An 18,123-nucleotide genomic window follows, 5' to 3' on the forward strand; every position below is an offset into this window, starting at 1 on the left:
TCAGTGTCGATACCATCAACCCGGCCGAGCAACTCACGCATCCGGCCGACTTCCGCGCGTGGCTCCTCAGTGGCGGCCTTATCGCTGCTCATGCGATCCCGCCGTCGACCATCCTGGTCGGTTCCGCCCGCCGGCGGGACGACGTGCGGAATAGGGGCTCGGCGGCGTGTGGGTTTCGGTCGTCGATTATGAACATCCGCGCTACCTCCAGCGATAGTGATCTATGCCACTCTATTCGCCACTCGGCGGGGTGTCGCCCGCCACTGGTGCGCAAAGAGCCCGCTCAATCCCGCCGTCCGGCGGCCTCGTACTGGCGGTCGTCGAGCCGGGCGAGACGTACGGCCAAAGCGACGATCCGCGACCGATCGGGGTAGCGGACGAAGCTGGAACCCAGAGCACGAAGGAGGCGGAAGCCGAAGGTGACACGGTCGAGGCCGAAACGCACCCAGATCTCTTCCGCGGGGATGTCGCCGAAGGCCACCCACTTCGCAGCGAGTTCGATCATCTCGGTGATGTGGTCCGGACGGGACTCGATCCTTCTCTTGCCACGATTCTTGCTCACGCTCCGCCACCTCCTTGGTTGTAGGGCGAGGACGACCAGTGACAACAAGTGCGCCGTCGTGGCGGCCTGGTCAGGCCGCCACGACGGCGATCAGTGCTGACTGCCTTCAGCGAGCAGCACCGACAGCGGCATCCAATGCCGGAAGGGAGTAGAGCGAGAGAGCGTTGCCGTAGAAGATGGCGTCCTTCTCGGCCGTGTCGAGGAAGTCAAAGCCCTCGATGACCGGCTTCAGATCGTCGAGGTCGCGCCCGGTCGTGGGATCCGGAGCACTACCGCTTCCTGGCTTTTCGGTACCGAACAAACACCGGTCCGCTCCTACTGTCCGGACCAGCAGTTCCAGCGCCAGCGGCGCATGCAACACGGTGTCGAACCAGAGACGCCGCAAACTTTCGTCGAACGACTCCTGCAGCACCTGGCCGGTCCGCAACTTGGGGTGCAGACGAGCCGCCCGCCAGCGCCCGATCTGGTAGGGGACCGAGCCGCCACCGTGTGAGACGACAATCTTCAACGTCGGGAAGCGTAGGAACACCTCCGAATTGAGCAGGGAGAGCACAGCGATGCTTTCCTCGGTGATGAAGTGCTCGCTGTACGATTCACGACCGTTCTGGCAGCTCGCGGAATGGATGAGTGCCGGCACATCGAGTTCGACCATCTTTTCGTACAGCGGGTACCACCACGGATCGCCCAACGGGGGCACGTAGCCGCTTCCCTCGGACGGGTCCGGGTTGAGCAGGCAGCCGACCATCCCCAGATCTTTGATCGCCGTTTCCAGTTCACCCGCCCACTTCTCGGGTGTTTCCCCGTATGCCTGGGGCAGTCCGGCGACGCCGGCGAGGCGGCCGGGGAACTGCTGGACCTGGCGAGCGATCGCCTCGTTCACCTCCGCCGTCCACCAGTGCACGACCTTGGACGGGGTCGCCGAATGCGATGCCTGGAATGGACGCGGCGAGATGAGTTGGACGTCGGTGCCGACGCTGTCCATCACCGCCAGCGTGCGGTCGCCGTACTCCTCGAGCTGCGCATCGGTAACACCGGAACCGTTGCGGCCCTGGCCTCCTCGGGAGGATAGCAACGCGGCCTGGTACGCGTACAGCTCCGGCGGCGCGTTCAAATGGGCGTGGGAGTCGATGATCATGACTTCTCCTGGTAGAGCGATTGGTGGGTGAAAACAATGGAGTGGGTCGCCGCCGCTTCATAAATGGCCAGACACGTGGCAAGGGTTCCCAGCCCCCACTCCCCGTCATGGATCGGGATCCGGCCGTCGAGCGTCTGGTCCATCTCGACAAGCGCCTGATCCCAGACCGAGGTTGCGGGGTCGACGGGCAGGTCGGTCAGTTGTCCGTCGGAATACAGGTGCAGACCACCGGGGTGGACTCGAACGCCGCCACCGGTGAAAGTGGCGAACAGCTCGTCCGCCTCGGGTACAGCTCCGGAACCGTCGTAGTAGGCGTTGGCCTGTACTCCGTTGGCGAAACTCAGCTGCGTCGAGAATCCCTGTTCGGCGCCTCCCGCACCGCCGTGGAGGGCTCCGGAAACCGCGCGCACGTCTCCACCGCAGATCAGTCGCACAATGTCGATCTGATGGGCCCCTTGCCGAAGCAGCAGACCGTTGCCCACTGCTGCATCGAGGTCGTGCGCCGTACGGGTCCGGCGGCGATGCCAATCGGTAAACGAGGTCGCCTGCACCGACAGCAGATCACCGAGCCGACGGTCGGTCACGATCTGCCGCAGCACCCGATAGCGGGGGTCGTAGCTCACAGTGGGGCCCACGAGCAGGCTCACCCCGGCACGGCGTGCGCAATCCACAGCCTCCCGTGCGTCAGCGGCGGTGGTCGCCAACGGTTTCTCGCAGATGATGTGCACACCGGCCGCGGCCGCGGCGGAGACGGCGCCCAGGTGGTGCGCTGTCGGCGCCGCGACGTACACCACGTCCACTGTTCCGGAGGTGACCAGTTCGGTGGCATCGATGAAGGCCGGGCAGCCCCATTCGGCCGACACTCGGTTTCGAACATCCGGATCGGGGTCCGCGAGGCCGGTGAGCACGAACCGGTTGCTGCGTAGGACAGCGCGGGACATCAACGCGCCGGCAACGCCGGCACCGACGATCCCGAGTCTGCGAGGAGCGTGGAAACGCATGTCGGTCAGCTCAGCCCGTAGATGTCGAGTGTGGTCTCGCCCGCCGCGATCCGGGTACGGATCTTCTCCTCGGACCGTTCCCGCTGCAGTGCCCGCTCGACGACGGCCTTGACCTGGCCGGCATCGATGGCAACCACACCGTCGGCGTCACCGACGATGATGTCGCCCGGGTGCACTGTCGTCGAGCCGAGCTGGATCGAGACGTCGAAGCCGCCCGACGTGGCATCTTTGCCGGTTCCGCGAACGCACAGTCCCCGGGCGAACACCGGGAATCCGATGGATTTGAGGTCGGTCGAGTCTCGGACCGAACCGTCGATCACCAAGCCGGCAAGTCCACGTTCGGCTGCGGCATGGGCCAGGATGTCGCCCCAGTAGCCGTACTCGATGTCGGTGTCGGCAGCGGCGACGAGTACGTCCCCCGGCTGGGCGGCATAGAGTGCGCGGTGGAGCCAGATGTTGTGCCCCGGTGTGAGGTCGACAGTGAAGGCGCGGCCGCAGATCCGCCATGCCGGATCGAGCGGTCGGATCCGCGGGGGCAGCGGGGTGGCGCCGGACTCGTGGAGTGAGGCGGCACCGAGTTCCCGCAGGGCCGGAGACAGAGTGGTCATCGCGTTTCCTCTTCGGCGGTTTGCAGCTGGTGATAGCCCGCCTGCGCGCGGGCCTGATCGAGACGCGCTCCGCCAGCGACTGCAAGGCGGATGCGTTCTTCGGCATTCTCGATGGCCTCGGCGACGGCGAGGACACGTTCGACCTCGGCCGTCGCCAACACGACCACTCCGTCGGCGTCCGCGACGACGAGGTCACCGGGGTGCACGATGACGTTTCCGAGGGCGACCGGTACCCCGGTTGCCGCCAGCCGCACCCGGTCCTTGCCGGTCTGCATGTTCCGGCCTCTGGTGAAGACCGGGTACTTCAGTGCCAGGCTCGGTGCGACGTCGCGGCAGACACCGTCGATGACCGTTCCGGCGATTCCGCGGGAGGAGGCGACGTAGGTCATGATGTCTCCCCAGACAGTGCAGTCGAGCCGGCCTTCGTTGTTGAGCACGACGACCTCGCCGGGGGCGACGTCATCGATGAAGTCGCCGACAGTGCCACCATTCTCGTCGACCGGTTCGTACTGGCCGGTGAACGCCGGCCCGCAGAGCCGGAAGCTCGGGTCGAACGGCTGGATGCCTGGGACGGCACCCGGCAGCCCGAGCTTGTCCAACGCATCCGACAGGGTCGAGGTGCTGATTGCACCGACCCGGGTGAGCAGTGTGACGTCGGGCAGGGTCGAAGTGGTTGTTTCGTCAGCCGGCATTGAGCATCTCCTCGTAGTTGCGTCCCATGACCTGTGATGGCAGCAGGCCTCGCCTCAGGTCCTCGGTCATGAGGCGTTCCTTGGCCACCAGCCGTTCGGCCGTAGTGAGGACCCTGCCGATGTCCGAGGCGCTGACAAAGGTGACGCCGCTGCCGTCGGCGATGACGTAGTCGCCGTCGGTGACGGTGACGCCGTGGATCTGTACGGGGTCACCGACGCTGTCCTCGACGAAGCGTCCACGCGCGGTGAACGGCACGGTGGTGAGCGCGGACACCGGCAGTCTCAGTTCGCGGATCTCGTCTACGTCGCGGCAGGCGCCGTCGACGATGACCCCGCCGACGCCCTTGATGACGGCGGCTTGCGCGAGCAGACCGCCCCACGAGCCGGCGGTGGGTGTGCCTCCGTGCTCTTGCTGGACGACGATGACCTCGCCGGCGTTGGCCCGCTCGATCGCCGCGGTACCTAGATGCCGACTACTCGTTCGTCCGTCGGCGGGGACCGTGCGCATCGTGACTACTCGGCCCGCCGTGCGGCTGCCCTCCCAGACCGGGCGTAACCCTGCGACACCACCGGTCAGGCCGAGCGTGTCGAGCGCATCGGACACTACGCATGCGTCGAGGTCGAGTAGGCGATCGCGGTAGCTGTTCACAGCGATCTCGTCCACGTCAAAAATCCCATGCCGCAGCCGGATCCAACTGTGGACCGGTAGGCGGGGATGTAGTCGACGACCTTGGCGGTCGCGTCCTCGAGCGCTGCGCCGACGACGATCCAGTTACGGATCTCCGAGCTTCCCTCGGTCAGGCCGGCGACCGGGATCTGCGCCAGTGCCTCGTGGTCGTGGCGTTCGAGGGCGCTGAGAAGACCCCGGTCGAGGCCCTCGTCGATGATGGGGTGCGTGAGTCCACCGGATGCAATGAGAGCGACGCGCACGTCGGAGTCCCAGCTTTCGATGGCGGCGCGGAGTCCCTGCCCGAGTTCGACGCACCGCCGCGGTGTGGGCTGGTTCGGGGGATAGTAGGTGTTGAGCATGATTGGGGCCAGCGGCAGGCGAGGCAATCCCTCGAAGAGCCGGCGGTAGATGAAGGTGAATGCGTGCCCGAGGCTGCGGCCGGTGGGTTGCTCGCTGAACTGGGCGATGTCGAAGCCGTTTTCGACGAGGTGCTCGACGAGATGCTGGCCCAATTCGGGAACGGTGCGGTAGGTCTCGTCCTCATCGGCGTGGTAGTACTCGTACGCCGATTCCATGGTTTTCGGATAGACCTCCATTCCAGGGGGACGATCGTCGAGGGACTCGCCTCGGAAGATCGCGACCGCGGGCATGATGTCGTCTAGGAAGAGTTCGCGCTGATCGTCACCAACGACCAGGAGGACATCGGGTTTCATCTCGAGCAGTTCATCGCGCGTGCGCTCGAGCGCTTCCTGGCATGCCTTGTGGCGGGCCTCGATCTGCCGAATCTCGATCTCCCGAGCGAGTTCCTCGGGTGTGCGTGGTGACGACGGAAGATTGAGTTCCCTCAGGTGCGGCTGCTCGAGGTCACCGTGTGCGCGCCACCCGCCGGGTTCGATTGACAGCTGCGGGCTGTGTGACACTCCCGCGCCGCCGACAATGTACGCCATGTGTATCCCTTCCAATCTTGTTGATTTGTCCGGCTTACAGCCGGACACTCACGTCGGCGGCGGATCCGAGCGAGTGACGGTAGTAGTCCCATGTCCACTCCGCGTAGGTCAGAGCGGCTTTACGGCTGTTGACGAAGCCGGAAACGTCTTCGGCGTCGGCTTGGGTCAGCACGGCCGGTTCGGCGCCGGGTATCGCGTAGGTCGAGAGCGTCAGGTCGGCCAGGGTTTCGAGCTTGATCGCCCGCACTGTGGCTTCCTGCAGTGTCGCTACGACCGCGACCACGCCATGGCCTCGCAGAAGACACACGTCCTTGTCGTCCATCGCGGCGGCCAACTCCCCGCCGCGCTCGGGGCGGTCGATCAAGACGGCCCGTTCGTAGATCGGCACGCCGCGAACCGCAAGTTCCATTGCGCCGGGATCGTAGGCCCCGATGGTCGGAGTGAGCGGCAATCCCAGTATTCCGACGAGCAGGGACGACCGCGGGTGGCCGTGGACGACCGCACCCACATCGGGCCGTTTGCGGTAGATCTCGGTGTGGATGGGCCATTCTCCGGGCAACGCATAGCCGCCTGGGAGGTCTGTGTTCGTCGATTCCAGATCGACGATGTGGATGTCATCGGCGATGGTGAACTGGACGCCGGGATCGTGTGGTGGGCGGCACCGGACGAGGAACATGTCGCTGTCGGGGACACGCATGCTTACGTGCCCGGTGATTTCCCGCACGCAGCCAGTCGCCGCGAGGATCCGGCAGGACAGCGCGACGGATTCCCTCAGGGCTTGGATATCGGCGGAGTCAGACACGTGAGGTTCCTTTCGTCAGATGGCGGAGGGCGGCGGCCATCCGGGCGGGCTCGGTGAATACCCGGATTCCGGACGACGCCAGAGTGGTCATGCCCGCCTCCGCCAGTGGGCGGGCAACGAGCCAGGTGACGAGGATCGGTACATCCGAACGTGACTTCGCCGCTGCGATTTCGTTGGCGACCCGGACGGCATCGTTGCCGGTGATGCTGGTGAGGACGATGCAGATCGCGTCCACGTGCGGATCGACGGCGACGACGTCGATTACCTCGGTGAACAGGCCGGGTGTGAAGGCTCCCTCGGCGGTGATGTCGAGAGGATTGGCGACGCTGGCGAACTTGGGCAGAAGACCGGCGAGGGCTCGAGCGGTGCCCTCGGTGAATTCTGCTGTGTCCAGATCGTTCAACACCAGCAGATCCGCGGTGGCGCTGCCCGCTCCTCCGGATGTCGTGATGACCGCGGCCCGCCGCCCTCGTGGAGTCGGGTAGTCCGCGAGAGTGGATGCGACTTCGAGGAGCTGGCTCATTTCCTCGACCTGGATGGCGCCCGCTTCCTCCAGGACCGCCCGGTAGGCGTCTTGACTGCCGGCCAAGGCACCGGAGTGCGAGGCGACCGCGCGTTGGCCGGCAGCGGTGACACCGGTCTTGAAGACGATGACTGGGATGCCGGCATCTCGTGCGGTGTGCAGTGCCCGGCGGAATGCAGAACCGTCGGAGACCCCCTCGAGGAACACCGCGATGGATCGCGTGGTGTCGAGACCGGCGAGGTAGCTGATGTAGTCCGCCACATCAAGATCGGTTTGGTTGCCGACGGTGACCCAGTCGCCGATGCTGTAGCCATCGGAAATCTCGCGTGAGACGAGGCTGCCGGCGACGGCGCCGCTCTGGGCGACGAGGCACACTCCCGCCGGGGTGTCGGGGAACTTGTCGATTGCTTGCGAGAACGTCGCCGCCATCTTGTGATGCGCGCTGACGATCCCGATAGTGTTCGGGCCGCACAGGAGCGTGCCGGACCCTGCGACGGCGTCACGCAGTTCGGCGTCGAGAGCGGCACCTTCTGCCCCGACTTCCCCGAATCCGGAGGCGAATACCATCACTGCGCGAACGCCTCGTGCTACGCACTCGCGGACCGCGGCGATGCTGGCTGAGGCCGGTAGGGCGATGCACACCAGATCTGGGGTATCGACGATTTCGTCGATGCTCCGCACCACGGGGAGGCCCTCGATCTCTCCGCCTGCCGGGTTGACTGGGTACAGTGGTCCGCCGAAACCGTTGCGCTGCAGCGCCCGAATCACCTTTCCGCCCGGCCTATCCGGAGCCCGGGAGGCGCCGACGACGGCGATCGATCGGGGCCGGAACAGCGCTGTGAGGTCGGGCCCGGTGGCGGCGGGCGTGGACTCCTGCACAGGCAAGACGACCGCGCTCGCATCGAGGACCAGGCATCGGCCGTCCGGAAGAATCCGAACCGGGTTCAAATCCAGTTCCGCGATCTCCGGAGCCTCGACGGCGAGCCTGCTCACTCGCTCTACGAGTCCACAGAACTGTGCGGTGTCGACCGCAGGCGCCCCGCGGAATCCCTGGAGTAGCCGCGAGGACACCAGGGAGTCCAGCATCCTTGCAGCATGTTCGGCCGTGACCGGTGCCGGATGGCGGGCCACGTCTCGGAACAACTCGACCGTGACACCGCCGAGCCCGACGATGAGAATCGGACCGAAGGTGGCGTCCCGGTTCCATCCGACGAAAAGATCGGTGCCCGGGGGCGCCATCTCCTGAACGACGATGCCGGCGTCGGAGAGACCGAGCTCCGAGATCTTCTGGTCCAGCCGCTCATACGCCCCGCGCACCGCGTCCGAGGTGGACAGCTTCAGTTCCACCAGCCCGGCGTCCGTCTTGTGGACCACCTCGTCGGACACAGCTTTGAGCACGACGGTCCCGCCGAGACGCAGAGCCGTCTCGACCGCTTCGTCATTGTGGGTGACCCGCACACTGGTGACGAAGGGCAAGTCGAGCGACGCGAGAAGGTCGCGTGTGCTCGATTCACCCCACGTGCCGGTCCGGGGAACTGTTGCGGTCACGGTCACAGACCTCCCCTGTTGAGCGCATCGCGGGAGATGAGGAGACGGTGGATGTCGTTGGTGCCCTCGACGATCTGGAATACCTTCGCATCGCGATACGCCCGGGCGACCCCGTATTCCTCGGAAACACCGTAGGCACCGTGGATCTGCACCGCATCGGTGGCCGCCGCCTGTGCGGCGTCGCTCGCAAACATCTTCGCCATGCTGGCTTCGATCCGCGCGCGGCTTCCCGTCTCCATCTCGGACGCGCACTTGTTCGTCAGCAGCCGGGCCGCCTCGATCGAGACCGCCATATCGGCGATCTTCTGCTGGGTCATCTGAAAGCTGCTGATCGGCTTTCCGAAGACGATGCGTTCCTTCGCGTATTGCACCGATGCGTCCAGGCAGGACTGGGCGAGTCCCACCGCACGTGAGGCGACGGCGAGTCTGCCGCGTTCGACGGCGGTCATCGCGACCGTGAAGCCGTCGCCTTCCTCGCCGAGGAGGGCGTCGGGACCGAGTTGGACATTGTCGAGCACCAGGTCACCGCTGCACAGCGGCCGGAATCCGAGTTTGTTGCGCATCGGGTTCTTGATGACACCGGGCGTGTCGGCGGGAACGATGAATGCCGAGAGCCCCTTTTTACCCAGTGCGGGATCGTTGGTCGCGAAGGTCACGAAGAAGGAAGCTTTGTCGAGGTTGGTGATCCATGCCTTCGCACCATTGAGTACGAAGCCGTCTCCGGTCCGCTTGTACCGTGTCTCGGTACCGGCGACGTCACTTCCCGAGCGTGGTTCGGTCACGCCGGCGCCGCCGAAGATCTGGCCCTCGGCGAGTGGGCGCAGCCACTGCTCCTTCTGCTCGTCGGTGCCGAAGGCGAGCAGGCCGCCGCCGACGAGGGCGGACGGCATGCTCATGAAGACACCCAGGCAGTGATCGACCCGCGAGATCTCCTCGATGATCATCGAGAAGGTCAGGTGATCGAGACCCATACCGCCCCATTCGACGGGGACCACCCCGCCGAAGAAGCCGAGGCTTGCCATCTGCTGGAGAAGGTCGAGGGGAATCGACTCCGCCTCGTCGTACGCCTGGACCCGGGGGGCAACCTCGCTGCGCGCGAAATCACGGACCAACTGAATCAGTGAGTCACGTTCGGCGGTGTCGACGGACGGTTCGAGGATGCTGGTCACAGCGCTCCTGCCGCTTCCAGGTTCTTCCGCAGGCGCGGGAAGATTTCGAGGGCGGTGTCGCCGAGCATCTGATCCAGGCCCTTCTCCTCGGCGCCGGGCAGCCCACGCAGCACGGCCGCGATGTCGTCGGCCCAGCCTTCGGTGGTGGTCTTTTTGTGCGAGCCGTCGCCGGGACGCTCGGTGCCCAGAACGATCCGGTCGGCGCCGATGGCCTTGACGAGCAGGTCCAGCGCCTCCTCGGTGTAGAGCGAGGTGTCGTAGTAGCAGTTGCGGACTGCCTCGTCGAAGGTGCCGGTGCGGCCGGTGCCCTCCCAATAGGTGCCGCGGAAGCGTCCGAGCTGGTAGGGAATCGCGCCGCCCCCGTGGGGGACGACGACCTTGAGATCAGGGAACAGCTCGAAAGCCTCGGACTGGACGAGCGACATCACGGCCACGCTCTCTTCGGAGATGAAGTGCAGGCTCTGGTTCTCACGCAGCGACACGCAGCCGGCGGAGTGCACGAGGAGCGGTGCCTCGTACTCGACGAGCTTCTCGTACAGCGGGTACCAGTACTCGTCACCTAAGCCCGGAACCTCCTGCGGTGCACGGCCTTCGCTCGGATCGGGGTTGAGGAGCACACCCACGAAGCCCAGGTCGTTCATGCAACGGTCGAGTTCGTCGAAGCAGTCTTCGATCGGGGCGCCCCATGCCAGCGGGAGGTTGGCCATTCCCTGCAGGCGATCCGGGAAGAAGGCGGACTGGGTGGCGATGGCGTCGTTGACCGTCTGTGCCCACCAGTGGACGATGCGGGCCGGCTTCTCCGAGTGCATGAGGCTGTACGGGCGCGCCGACACCAGCTGCACGTCTGTACCCACGTGGTCGAGCCAGGAGATGTGCTCGCGGGCGAAGTGCTCGAGTTCCTCCGGGGGGATGACTCCGGTCCGGCCGTGGCTCATACCCTCACGTGCCTCGGAGAAGCCCTTGAGGCGGCGGCCGTAGTGACCGCGGGTGCCGATGAGGAACTCACGGTAGCTGTAGAGCTCCGACGGGGCCACGATGTGGCCGTGTACGTCAATTACCTTGCGAGGCATGAACAATTCTCCTTGATTTGAAGATTTTTTGAGATGGAGGGAATAGGTGGGGGGATTGCCGGCGTGTCGCCCCGGGGGGCTATTCGGTGTACACCCGAACCGGGTGACGGGTCTGTTGGTAGTGCTCGACGGCCGCGATGATGGTGTCCTCACCGATGGCCACGATCCACCCACAATCGCGTTCCCGGCACACTGCGGTGGGGAGCCACTCTCCACAGACCGCGCAGATACTGCCGGTTTTCACGTGCCCTGGGTGTTCGCACGGTTGGCGGTTCGGATTGGAATTCCTGGCGAACTCGATGAGATCGGTTCTCATGAAGGAACTCGGCTCGCTTGCTCTGCCTCGGCATCGATCAGTTTCGAGAGCGCGGTCAGTCGAGGACTGTACAGGCTCTGGGTCCGCAGGAACGCCGAGACGGGGTTGCCCTTGGAGGCGCCGCCGAAGCCGAGTTCCTTACGCTCCATGGGAAGCTCGATGACATTGCCTTCGGTGGCCGGGTCGTACACGTTCATCACCGGTTCGCCCGCCTCGTTCGAGTCGAGCTGCTTGCGGAGCAGGGTCCGGAAGAGAGCGATGCCCTGATCCGAGGAGCTGAGGTTCTCGTCGTGGCGGCTCGCAATCGGTCCTTGCGTCACCCACACCATCGCGTCCTGCGAGTCGATGGTGTCCATACGGAAGGTTCCGTCGTCGTCCTGCAGCTTGACGTCGTAGATGTCAGGAAGCTGTCGAACCTGCTGGACCAGATGGGAGAACTTCTCCTCCACGTCGAACCAGCAGTACCAGAAGTGCAGGGTGTTCGTGTCGTCGACGGGAACACGAATCTGCAGCGACTGCAGTCCGTATCCGCCCACCTTGAGAATGTGGGGGAAGTACACGGGGTGTCCGGTCCGCCAGTCCTCGGACTCCTCGGTCTGTCCTTCACGAAGACGACGCTTGATGATGCCGTAGTCGACGAGATCGAATCCGATCTTGATGTGGTGACCGGCCAGTTCGGTCGGCTCCTCGCCGGCACGTTCGAGGGTGTAATTGAAGTACTTGCCGTGCAACCACTCGACGTGGGTGGGATCGAACGAATTCTCCATGATCTGGAGCCAGTTGCAGGGGATGATCGCCGATCCGATGTCCCGAAATTGCGTGCCGTTTTCCTCGAGCGTGAACAGATCGAGCAGGGGCAGCGCCGGGGCCGGCCCTTCGCCGAGGTAGGCGAAAATCAGGCCGGCGAGTTCACGCACCGGATAGCCGGTAATCGAGGCGCGCTCTCGCAGGCGCGGCGAGGCCGGTTCCTGATTGGGTTGTTCGAGGCAACTACCCGTGCCGTCGAAGAGCCACCCGTGGTAAGCACATCGCAGCCCTGGCCCGTCAGGGAACCCGTACGCCAACGACGCACCCCGGTGCGGGCACTTCCGTGTGACCAGACCCAATTCTCCCGCCTCCGAACGGTAGAGCACCAGGTCTTCACCGAGGATTCGCACCGGCTTGACCGGGTTCTCGTCGAGCTCTGTCGCGGCGGCGACCGGCAGCCAATACCTCCGGTAGAGCTCTCCAGCGGGAGTTCCCTTGCCGACGCGGCTGAGTCGTTCGTTGAGTTCAGGTTGAAGCATCAGGACCTCGCACTTTCCGAAACGGACGTTGTTTCATCAATTAGGCTAATCATAGGACCAACCTCCTAGCAAGAGGGTAGAGCAAATAGATTTCGGCGGAACCTACGTTCCCGGCTCGGTGGTTTCGCGCTCGATCGCATACAACTCCTCGAGCCCCGCCATCTCCTGGAACTCCTCCCAGATCCGGAAGGCGTCCGCGGGATTTCGGCCGCTGGACCGGCCCTCCGCGTGCCGCTGATACACCTCGGTGACCGCCGCCCAGGCGGCGGTCTGGCCGGTGACGGGGTCGATCACCAGGGCGTAACCCATATCCGCCCACTCGTCGGGCGTGTGCAGATCCAATGACGTCAACGTGGCGACCGGGCAGTCGAGCTTCTCCGGAATCAGGGCCCGTTGTTCGGACCCCTCCGGAAGCAACATCACAGCGTCGGCGCCGGCATCGCGATACGCCCTGCAGCGTTCTATGGCGTCATCGAAACTCTCATTCTGGATCGCCCCGGTTCGCGCGATGATCAGCAGGTCAGGATCCTCGCGCGCCTGGACGGCGAATCGTACCTTCTTGACCATCTCCTCGGCCGGAATGAGGTGCTCGATATGGCGGTGATGGCTCACCCGCTTCGGCGCGACCTGGTCTTCGATCTCGATCGCGTGTGCTCCCGCCGTCTCCAGTTCCGCCACGGTGCGGGCCAGGTGAACGGCATCACCGAATCCGACTCCCCCGTCGACGATGAGCGGCAGGGTGGACCGCCGCCGCACCGCAGCCACGGCGGAGGCCAGCTCGGTAAGGGTCAGCAGCGCCTCGGACACCGCCAGCGAATACCCCAGGCCTCCGCCGCCGAGATACCCCGCCTCGAAGCCCAGGCGCGTACACAACCGCGCGGTGAGCGCGTCCGGCGTGTACGGCACGATAATCGGGTCCTTGCCTTCGAGACGGCGTCGAAAGCTGGCTCTGTCGATTCGAGTCATCGGGTCGCGTTTCCTGTCTGGATCAGATCGATGGGATATGTCCGCTATGACTGCCCGCTCACCCACCGAGCACCTTTACGCCACTGCGCTGCTCGCACAACGGATTCGCTCAGCGGCTGATGGCACCGGTAACTCGTTTTCTCGCAGTCGAACTCGCAATCGCCGCCATCGATCAGAAGCAAGATTCGGGGTGGAGCCATGCGGTGTGCCCCTACGATAGACCATTGGTTCAATGATTATTCGATATGTGCCACATTTTTCACACTTTCTCAGTGGTTCCACGGCGTCGCAAACGTGTGGTGCCGACCACTCTATTCGATACCTCGTCGCAGTTCAGCCGCCATTTGTGAGCGAATCGCTGTCTGCTACCCGCCATTTGTCGGTCCGGACTCCGCCATTGGAATGGGTACGACATTCGGTATTGACGCACGTCACATAGAGGGTAATCATAGGACCAACCTCACACACCGGGACGCGAGGCCGCCTGTCTGCTCACCTGCTTCAGACGCACGGCATACCAACCATCAGAGGAATTCAGCAATGAGTGGAGACCCATCCAATCTTCCCCTGGCCCAGACACACGGCAACACCGTTGTCTCCCAACAGGAAGTCCGTCGCGTAACCATCTCCAGTTACCTCGGCAACACGATCGAGTACTACGACCACACACTTTTCGCCTCGGCTGCCGCCTTGGTGTTCGGCCCACTGTTCTTCTCGAACCTCAGTCCCGCCCTCGGGACCATGGCATCCTTCGCCATCCTCGCCACCGGCTATGTTGCGCGCCCCCTCGGCGGCGTCGTCTTCGGATACCTCGGCGACCGCTATGGACGCAAGTCCACCCTTCTCATGACTATGACCATCATGGGGATCGGCAGTGGCCTGATCGGATTTCTTCCGACATACGACCAGGTCGGAGCAATCGCGCCGATCCTTCTCGTTCTTCTTCGTATTCTGCAGGGCTTTTCGGTCGGCGGGGAATGGGGCGGTGCCGCACTGATGACTGCCGAGCACGCGCCGGACGGTCGCCGCGGCCTCTACACAGCGATCGGCCAGGCCGGAATGGCTTCGGGAGGCGTGGCATCGACCCTGGTCATGGCGCTCACGACCCAGCTCCCGGATGAGCAGTTGTTCTCGTGGGGCTGGCGCGTACCATTCCTGCTGAGCTTCGGACTCCTCATCGTGGGTCTTTACATGCGACTGAAGGTGACCGAAAGTCCCCTGTTCGTGGCATACGCCGAACGAGGCGAATCCGTCAAGATGAGCCGATCACTCCTCGATAACCGAGGCGCACTGCTGCGCGGACTCTTCGCCAGCCTGCCCTCGACGATGTCGTCCTCGCTGTTCGGCAGCTTCGCGGTCTCCTATGCGGTAGGCGCCGGCCACAGCCGCTCCATCGTGCTTACCGCACTCGCAGTCGGATGGGCTCTGTCCACTGTGACCATGCCCCTCTACGGTTCGCTGTCCGATCGTGTCGGGCGACGCACCGTATACATCACTGCCGCACTCACGCTCGTCGTGATCGCCTATCCCTTCTTCTGGGCCATCCACACCATGAACACGGCTCTGTTGTTCCTCGCCTTCATCGTCGTGTTCGCGGTGGTCGCGATCGGCATGCAGGCGGTGATCGCGGCGCTCCTGACCGAAATGTTCCCGACCGAGTCTCGCTACACGGCGGTATCGATTTCATACCAGGGCAGCGCCATCCTCGGCGGCCTCGCCCCGGTCATCGCCACCTCTCTGATCACCGCCGCGGACGGCGGCGCACAGTGGGTAGCTGTGATGGTCGCGATCGTTGCCGTGCTCGGGGCAACCATGGTCTGGACAACGGGGGAATCGAGCGGCAAGAGCTTGAGCGCCCGCAACACTGACAGAGAACACCCCGCCCAGCCCGCAGTCGACCCCGTCGGCTGACGCCCAACTCCCTCTAGCTCCGGGCGTCGTGTCGGACCGAACCATCGATCCGTTCCGACACGACGCTTGGCCGTCGACCTCCAGACGGTTGCAGGGCAGAGCCGATACCCAGTCCGGCAGGACGCTCTCCTGCGCTGTGAGTGACCACCACACCACTCTCCAGGGTTCTCATCGGAGGCTCCAGGCACCGGAACGCGCGCAGTCCGAGATGTTCACTCGCAGGCCGAAAGGAGGTTCTCGACCGCGCTGACGACTACCTGGCGTCGGCGCGCTCTGTCCCGGGGTGCGACCGCGCCAAGCTCGGGTGTCTGGATATGCCAGGACATGGCAAGTGCGCGAACAATGGTAAGAATTTCGTGGGCTGTGTACTGAGCCGGCAGATGCCCTTCCTGCTGTGCCTGAGTGATCTTTTCGAGCTTGGACTGATTCGATGCCGCGATGGACTGCAGTGGCTCCCCGTCGGGCCGCTCGAGCTGATACCAGGTTGCCAGCCTCAGCGTCGACGGATTGTCTTCGTAAAGATCGAAAGCCCGGCCGACATAGCCGGCCAGGTCGGTGGCATCGAACTGGACAGAGTCGGTGAACGCCACCACCTGACTGCTGAAGACCGAGTCGAAGAGGCCGTCCTTGTTCCCGTAGTACGCGTAGATCAGCGACTTGTTGGCCTGCGCTACGGCAGCGATCCTGTCGACACGTGCTCCCGCGATCCCGAACTTCGAAAACTCAGTTGTGGCCGCGTCCAGAATTCGTTTCTTCGTCGCTTCTGAGTCCCGTGCCATACCGCCATCATAACAACTAACTAGTCAGTTTGAATTGCTTGTATCTAGCGCCGCCTCCTGCAACAAATGCCGACACGACGGAACCCCGATCCGGCGGAACCCCCGGCTGCGCTTGCCGTACAGCTTCGTCCCGGAAACCCGTGCTCCAACACTGACGTCGCTGGTGCACCGCCGACACGACCGGATCGCCGCCAACCTACTCGCCTCCGACGCCCTCACCACATACATGCACGGACCCGGGATCGGGCCCGTGCAGGATCATGGTGCGCGCGCGAACGTGTTGATCACGCAAGGAGCCGAAGCCGGCGGTCATCGTGCCACCTTCCCCTGCCGTCCGGGCGGCGATCTCACCGACCCGATCGGCCTGATCGCGTTGATGCAGTTTGTTGCGCGGCATCGTCTTCCAGGTCCCCCTGGTGGTCAGCGCATCACCACCGGCGCTGGGCTGGCCGCGGCGCTGACAGATGAGGCAGCCGCCGCGCAGCTCGGATCGGTCTTCATACGTTGCCCGGAGGCGGGTACCTCGGCGGTGGTGCGCGACGCACTCACCAGGGGCAGGCCGACCGTGCCGAACTGGCACGACTACGCAAGGAGAATGCGGCACTCAAACACAAGGTCGTTCGTCGACGAGCTCACCGCAACCGGGATCGGGGTCCGCACAGCGTGTGGGCGGGTCGGGCTGCCACGCTCGACCTACTACCGGCTCACCCGCCGCTACCGGCATTACCAGCCGGTGGCCGACCCGATACCGCAGAAGAACCGACGGCAACCGGCCGCGCTGACCGCCGCCGAACGCACCGCCATCATCGCTGTGCTCGAATCCGACGAGTACGCCGAATTACCTGTGGTGCAGACGTATTGGCGGGCGTTCGATGCGGGAACGGTCGGTTGTTCGGAGCGGACCTTCTACCGGGTCGCGACCGAACAGAACATGGTCGGCGATCGCTTCGGGCTCACAGCTCCGGCACCGGCACGGCCCCGAAGTCACCCTCAGTCGACGCCGACAGGATCCGGGCCAGCTCCGGATCGGCATACACCTCCGCCGTGTGGCGCCACGTCTCGATCGTGCGGGCCGGCGGAGCCGGATTATCCAGCGATGAGCCTGCCCGCAGCGAGGCGATCAGCTCGTCGACGAAGTCGGCGACCTCCTCACCCGAGAGGTAGCTCACCCACGGGAACGCCGCCGCAACTACCTTGCGCACCAGATCACGGTCATCCGAGTGCAGCAGGGCGTCGACCATCGCCGTCGCCGCCGCGAGCACCTCCCGTGCCTGATCCGCCCGCGCCGCCGTCATCAACACCAGATCCTCATCGTCGCGGCGCGTCACCCGCAGCGGCCGCGCTCCCGACCGCTGCCATTCCGACAGTGTCGCCTTCCCCTTGTTCTGGATATCCGAGAACGGCACCTCACCCACAGACATACTTTCAATGTACTTTTAAAGTGCGTGGTCGGCAAGATATGGGCAGGGGCTCCGCTGATCAGATTCGTCCAGGATCCGAATCGGTGAACCGTCGTATTTCACCTGTCTCATCGGAGCCATCGCTGTCGCGGCGTGGCCGCACCGCACACCCGGATACCCGGACTGCGCGCCCCGTCGCGCGGCCGCTGACTTTGCCGGCTCCCGGGTGACCGTGACCAGGGCACTTGTTGCCGCGATCGCGACCACGAGAGTGATGACCAGGGTCACCGAGACCTCCGAGGCGGAGGTGCCCACGAAGGCGAGCGCGGCGAGTACCCAGAGGGCGAGGGCCGCCGCTGCGTGATGGGTGCTGACGACGCCGATACGGGTGGCCCACCGCAAGAAAGGACGAACAGCGGGGGAACTGAAATACGCCGACCGTCGTCAGACGCGTTCGGCGGCGTGCTCGCGCAGGTACTCGCGCAGATACGGCATGGTGAAGTCGAGCATCCCGTGACCGACCGACGCGATCAGCTCGGGCCGTCATCCTGCGACATCACGACGAGGAAGCTGCGATCGAATCGGAGATCCCCGCGAGGCCCTACCCCCAACCGAGGGGCCGGCAGCAGGTCAGCGGCAGCTCTCATCCCCGAGCTCACGACGCCGGGGGCGACCTGCGTGGCGACGGAGCCACGCCCATGTCGAGCGGCGATCGCGTGCGCGCTCGGGCCACCCCCA

At 64.8% G+C, this 18,123-nt stretch carries 18 protein-coding genes and 1 pseudogene; 2 read left to right on the forward strand and 17 right to left on the reverse strand.

What is annotated here, in order from left to right; genetic code table 11:
* Positions 1-283 precede the first annotated feature (283 nt).
* The 14 genes from JWS14_RS17105 to JWS14_RS17170 all read right to left on the reverse strand — a co-directional run bounded on the left by JWS14_RS17105 (position 284) and on the right by JWS14_RS17170 (position 13,295).
* The gene (locus JWS14_RS17105) at positions 284-562 is read right to left on the reverse strand and encodes a hypothetical protein (RefSeq protein WP_095861636.1); all 279 of its coding nucleotides are present in this window, start codon (positions 560-562) and stop codon (positions 284-286) included.
* 106 nt (positions 563-668) lie between these two features.
* Positions 669-1,697, reverse strand: a complete 1,029-nt coding sequence (locus JWS14_RS17110; RefSeq protein ID WP_206013879.1) for an amidohydrolase family protein — start codon at positions 1,695-1,697, stop codon at positions 669-671.
* Positions 1,694-2,698, reverse strand: a complete 1,005-nt coding sequence (locus JWS14_RS17115; protein WP_095861634.1) for a Gfo/Idh/MocA family protein — start codon at positions 2,696-2,698, stop codon at positions 1,694-1,696. Before JWS14_RS17115 ends, JWS14_RS17110 begins: the two co-directional genes overlap by 4 nt.
* 5 nt (positions 2,699-2,703) lie before the next feature.
* Entirely contained in the window at positions 2,704-3,306 is a 603-nt protein-coding gene (locus JWS14_RS17120; protein ID WP_095861633.1) for an RraA family protein, read from the reverse strand.
* Positions 3,303-3,998, reverse strand: a complete 696-nt coding sequence (locus JWS14_RS17125; RefSeq protein ID WP_095861632.1) for an RraA family protein — start codon at positions 3,996-3,998, stop codon at positions 3,303-3,305. The genes JWS14_RS17120 and JWS14_RS17125 overlap by 4 nt, the downstream gene beginning before the upstream one ends.
* Positions 3,988-4,662: an RraA family protein gene (locus tag JWS14_RS17130; RefSeq protein ID WP_206013880.1), complete on the reverse strand. Its 675-nt coding sequence runs from the start codon at positions 4,660-4,662 to the stop codon at positions 3,988-3,990. The genes JWS14_RS17125 and JWS14_RS17130 overlap by 11 nt, the downstream gene beginning before the upstream one ends.
* Positions 4,644-5,615: a DODA-type extradiol aromatic ring-opening family dioxygenase gene (locus JWS14_RS17135; protein ID WP_206013881.1), complete on the reverse strand. Its 972-nt coding sequence runs from the start codon at positions 5,613-5,615 to the stop codon at positions 4,644-4,646. The genes JWS14_RS17130 and JWS14_RS17135 overlap by 19 nt, the downstream gene beginning before the upstream one ends.
* A 34-nt stretch (positions 5,616-5,649) precedes the next feature.
* The gene (gene phtC, locus JWS14_RS17140; protein WP_206013882.1) at positions 5,650-6,417 is read right to left on the reverse strand and encodes a 3,4-dihydroxyphthalate decarboxylase; all 768 of its coding nucleotides are present in this window, start codon (positions 6,415-6,417) and stop codon (positions 5,650-5,652) included.
* Positions 6,410-8,488, reverse strand: a complete 2,079-nt coding sequence (locus tag JWS14_RS17145) for an acetate--CoA ligase family protein (protein ID WP_206013883.1) — start codon at positions 8,486-8,488, stop codon at positions 6,410-6,412. Before JWS14_RS17145 ends, phtC begins: the two co-directional genes overlap by 8 nt.
* Positions 8,489-8,490: 2 nt before the next feature.
* Positions 8,491-9,657 (reverse strand): acyl-CoA dehydrogenase family protein, encoded by a 1,167-nt coding sequence (locus JWS14_RS17150; protein WP_179377568.1) that lies wholly within the window; start codon positions 9,655-9,657, stop codon positions 8,491-8,493.
* On the reverse strand, positions 9,654-10,727 hold the full coding sequence (locus JWS14_RS17155; protein ID WP_095861627.1) for an amidohydrolase family protein: 1,074 nt from the start codon (positions 10,725-10,727) through the stop codon (positions 9,654-9,656). The genes JWS14_RS17150 and JWS14_RS17155 overlap by 4 nt, the downstream gene beginning before the upstream one ends.
* A gap of 79 nt (positions 10,728-10,806) precedes the next feature.
* On the reverse strand, positions 10,807-10,971 hold the full coding sequence (locus JWS14_RS17160; protein ID WP_164062506.1) for a hypothetical protein: 165 nt from the start codon (positions 10,969-10,971) through the stop codon (positions 10,807-10,809).
* Positions 10,972-11,039: 68 nt separating this feature from the next.
* Positions 11,040-12,329 (reverse strand): aromatic ring-hydroxylating dioxygenase subunit alpha, encoded by a 1,290-nt coding sequence (locus tag JWS14_RS17165; protein ID WP_095861625.1) that lies wholly within the window; start codon positions 12,327-12,329, stop codon positions 11,040-11,042.
* 102 nt (positions 12,330-12,431) lie between these two features.
* Positions 12,432-13,295 (reverse strand): isocitrate lyase/PEP mutase family protein, encoded by an 864-nt coding sequence (locus JWS14_RS17170; protein WP_259375864.1) that lies wholly within the window; start codon positions 13,293-13,295, stop codon positions 12,432-12,434.
* A 540-nt stretch (positions 13,296-13,835) separates the two neighbouring features.
* Between JWS14_RS17170 and JWS14_RS17175 the strand changes: the two genes are divergently transcribed.
* A complete protein-coding gene (locus JWS14_RS17175; protein ID WP_179377567.1) occupies positions 13,836-15,206 on the forward strand; it encodes an MFS transporter in 1,371 nt (456 codons plus the stop codon).
* Between the two features lie 212 nt (positions 15,207-15,418).
* On the opposite strand, the gene JWS14_RS17180 is transcribed toward JWS14_RS17175, so the two are convergent.
* The gene (locus JWS14_RS17180; protein WP_095861622.1) at positions 15,419-15,985 is read right to left on the reverse strand and encodes a TetR/AcrR family transcriptional regulator; all 567 of its coding nucleotides are present in this window, start codon (positions 15,983-15,985) and stop codon (positions 15,419-15,421) included.
* Positions 15,986-16,211: 226 nt separating this feature from the next.
* Here JWS14_RS17180 and JWS14_RS17185 point away from each other — a divergent pair.
* Positions 16,212-16,523 (forward strand): annotated as a pseudogene (locus JWS14_RS17185) (nitronate monooxygenase); the annotation flags it as partial.
* Between the two features lie 415 nt (positions 16,524-16,938).
* Here the strand turns inward: JWS14_RS17185 and JWS14_RS17190 are convergent.
* Together JWS14_RS17190 and JWS14_RS17195 are read right to left on the reverse strand one after the other, a co-directional pair.
* Positions 16,939-17,400, reverse strand: a complete 462-nt coding sequence (locus JWS14_RS17190; protein WP_083395717.1) for a hypothetical protein — start codon at positions 17,398-17,400, stop codon at positions 16,939-16,941.
* A 21-nt stretch (positions 17,401-17,421) separates the two neighbouring features.
* Positions 17,422-17,787, reverse strand: a complete 366-nt coding sequence (locus JWS14_RS17195) for a hypothetical protein (protein ID WP_206013885.1) — start codon at positions 17,785-17,787, stop codon at positions 17,422-17,424.
* Positions 17,788-18,123: the final 336 nt, after the last annotated feature.

The sequence above is a fragment of the Rhodococcus koreensis genome, assembly GCF_017068375.1.
In the GTDB taxonomy this organism is placed as follows: domain Bacteria; phylum Actinomycetota; class Actinomycetes; order Mycobacteriales; family Mycobacteriaceae; genus Rhodococcus_F; species Rhodococcus_F koreensis.

Bases quoted from the DNA above. Each gene is read 5' to 3' on its own strand.
- JWS14_RS17110 (WP_206013879.1), bottom strand. From the start codon at position 1,697: ATGATCATCGACTCCCACGCCCATTTGAACGCGCCGCCGGAGCTGTAC.
- JWS14_RS17115 (WP_095861634.1), bottom strand. From the start codon at position 2,698: ATGCGTTTCCACGCTCCTCGCAGACTCGGGATCGTCGGTGCCGGCGTT.
- JWS14_RS17120 (WP_095861633.1), bottom strand. From the start codon at position 3,306: ATGACCACTCTGTCTCCGGCCCTGCGGGAACTCGGTGCCGCCTCACTC.
- JWS14_RS17125 (WP_095861632.1), bottom strand. From the start codon at position 3,998: ATGCCGGCTGACGAAACAACCACTTCGACCCTGCCCGACGTCACACTG.
- JWS14_RS17135 (WP_206013881.1), bottom strand. From the start codon at position 5,615: ATGGCGTACATTGTCGGCGGCGCGGGAGTGTCACACAGCCCGCAGCTG.
- JWS14_RS17155 (WP_095861627.1), bottom strand. From the start codon at position 10,727: ATGCCTCGCAAGGTAATTGACGTACACGGCCACATCGTGGCCCCGTCG.
- JWS14_RS17165 (WP_095861625.1), bottom strand. From the start codon at position 12,329: ATGCTTCAACCTGAACTCAACGAACGACTCAGCCGCGTCGGCAAGGGA.
- JWS14_RS17170 (WP_259375864.1), bottom strand. From the start codon at position 13,295: ATGACTCGAATCGACAGAGCCAGCTTTCGACGCCGTCTCGAAGGCAAG.
- JWS14_RS17175 (WP_179377567.1), top strand. From the start codon at position 13,836: ATGAGTGGAGACCCATCCAATCTTCCCCTGGCCCAGACACACGGCAAC.
- JWS14_RS17180 (WP_095861622.1), bottom strand. From the start codon at position 15,985: ATGGCACGGGACTCAGAAGCGACGAAGAAACGAATTCTGGACGCGGCC.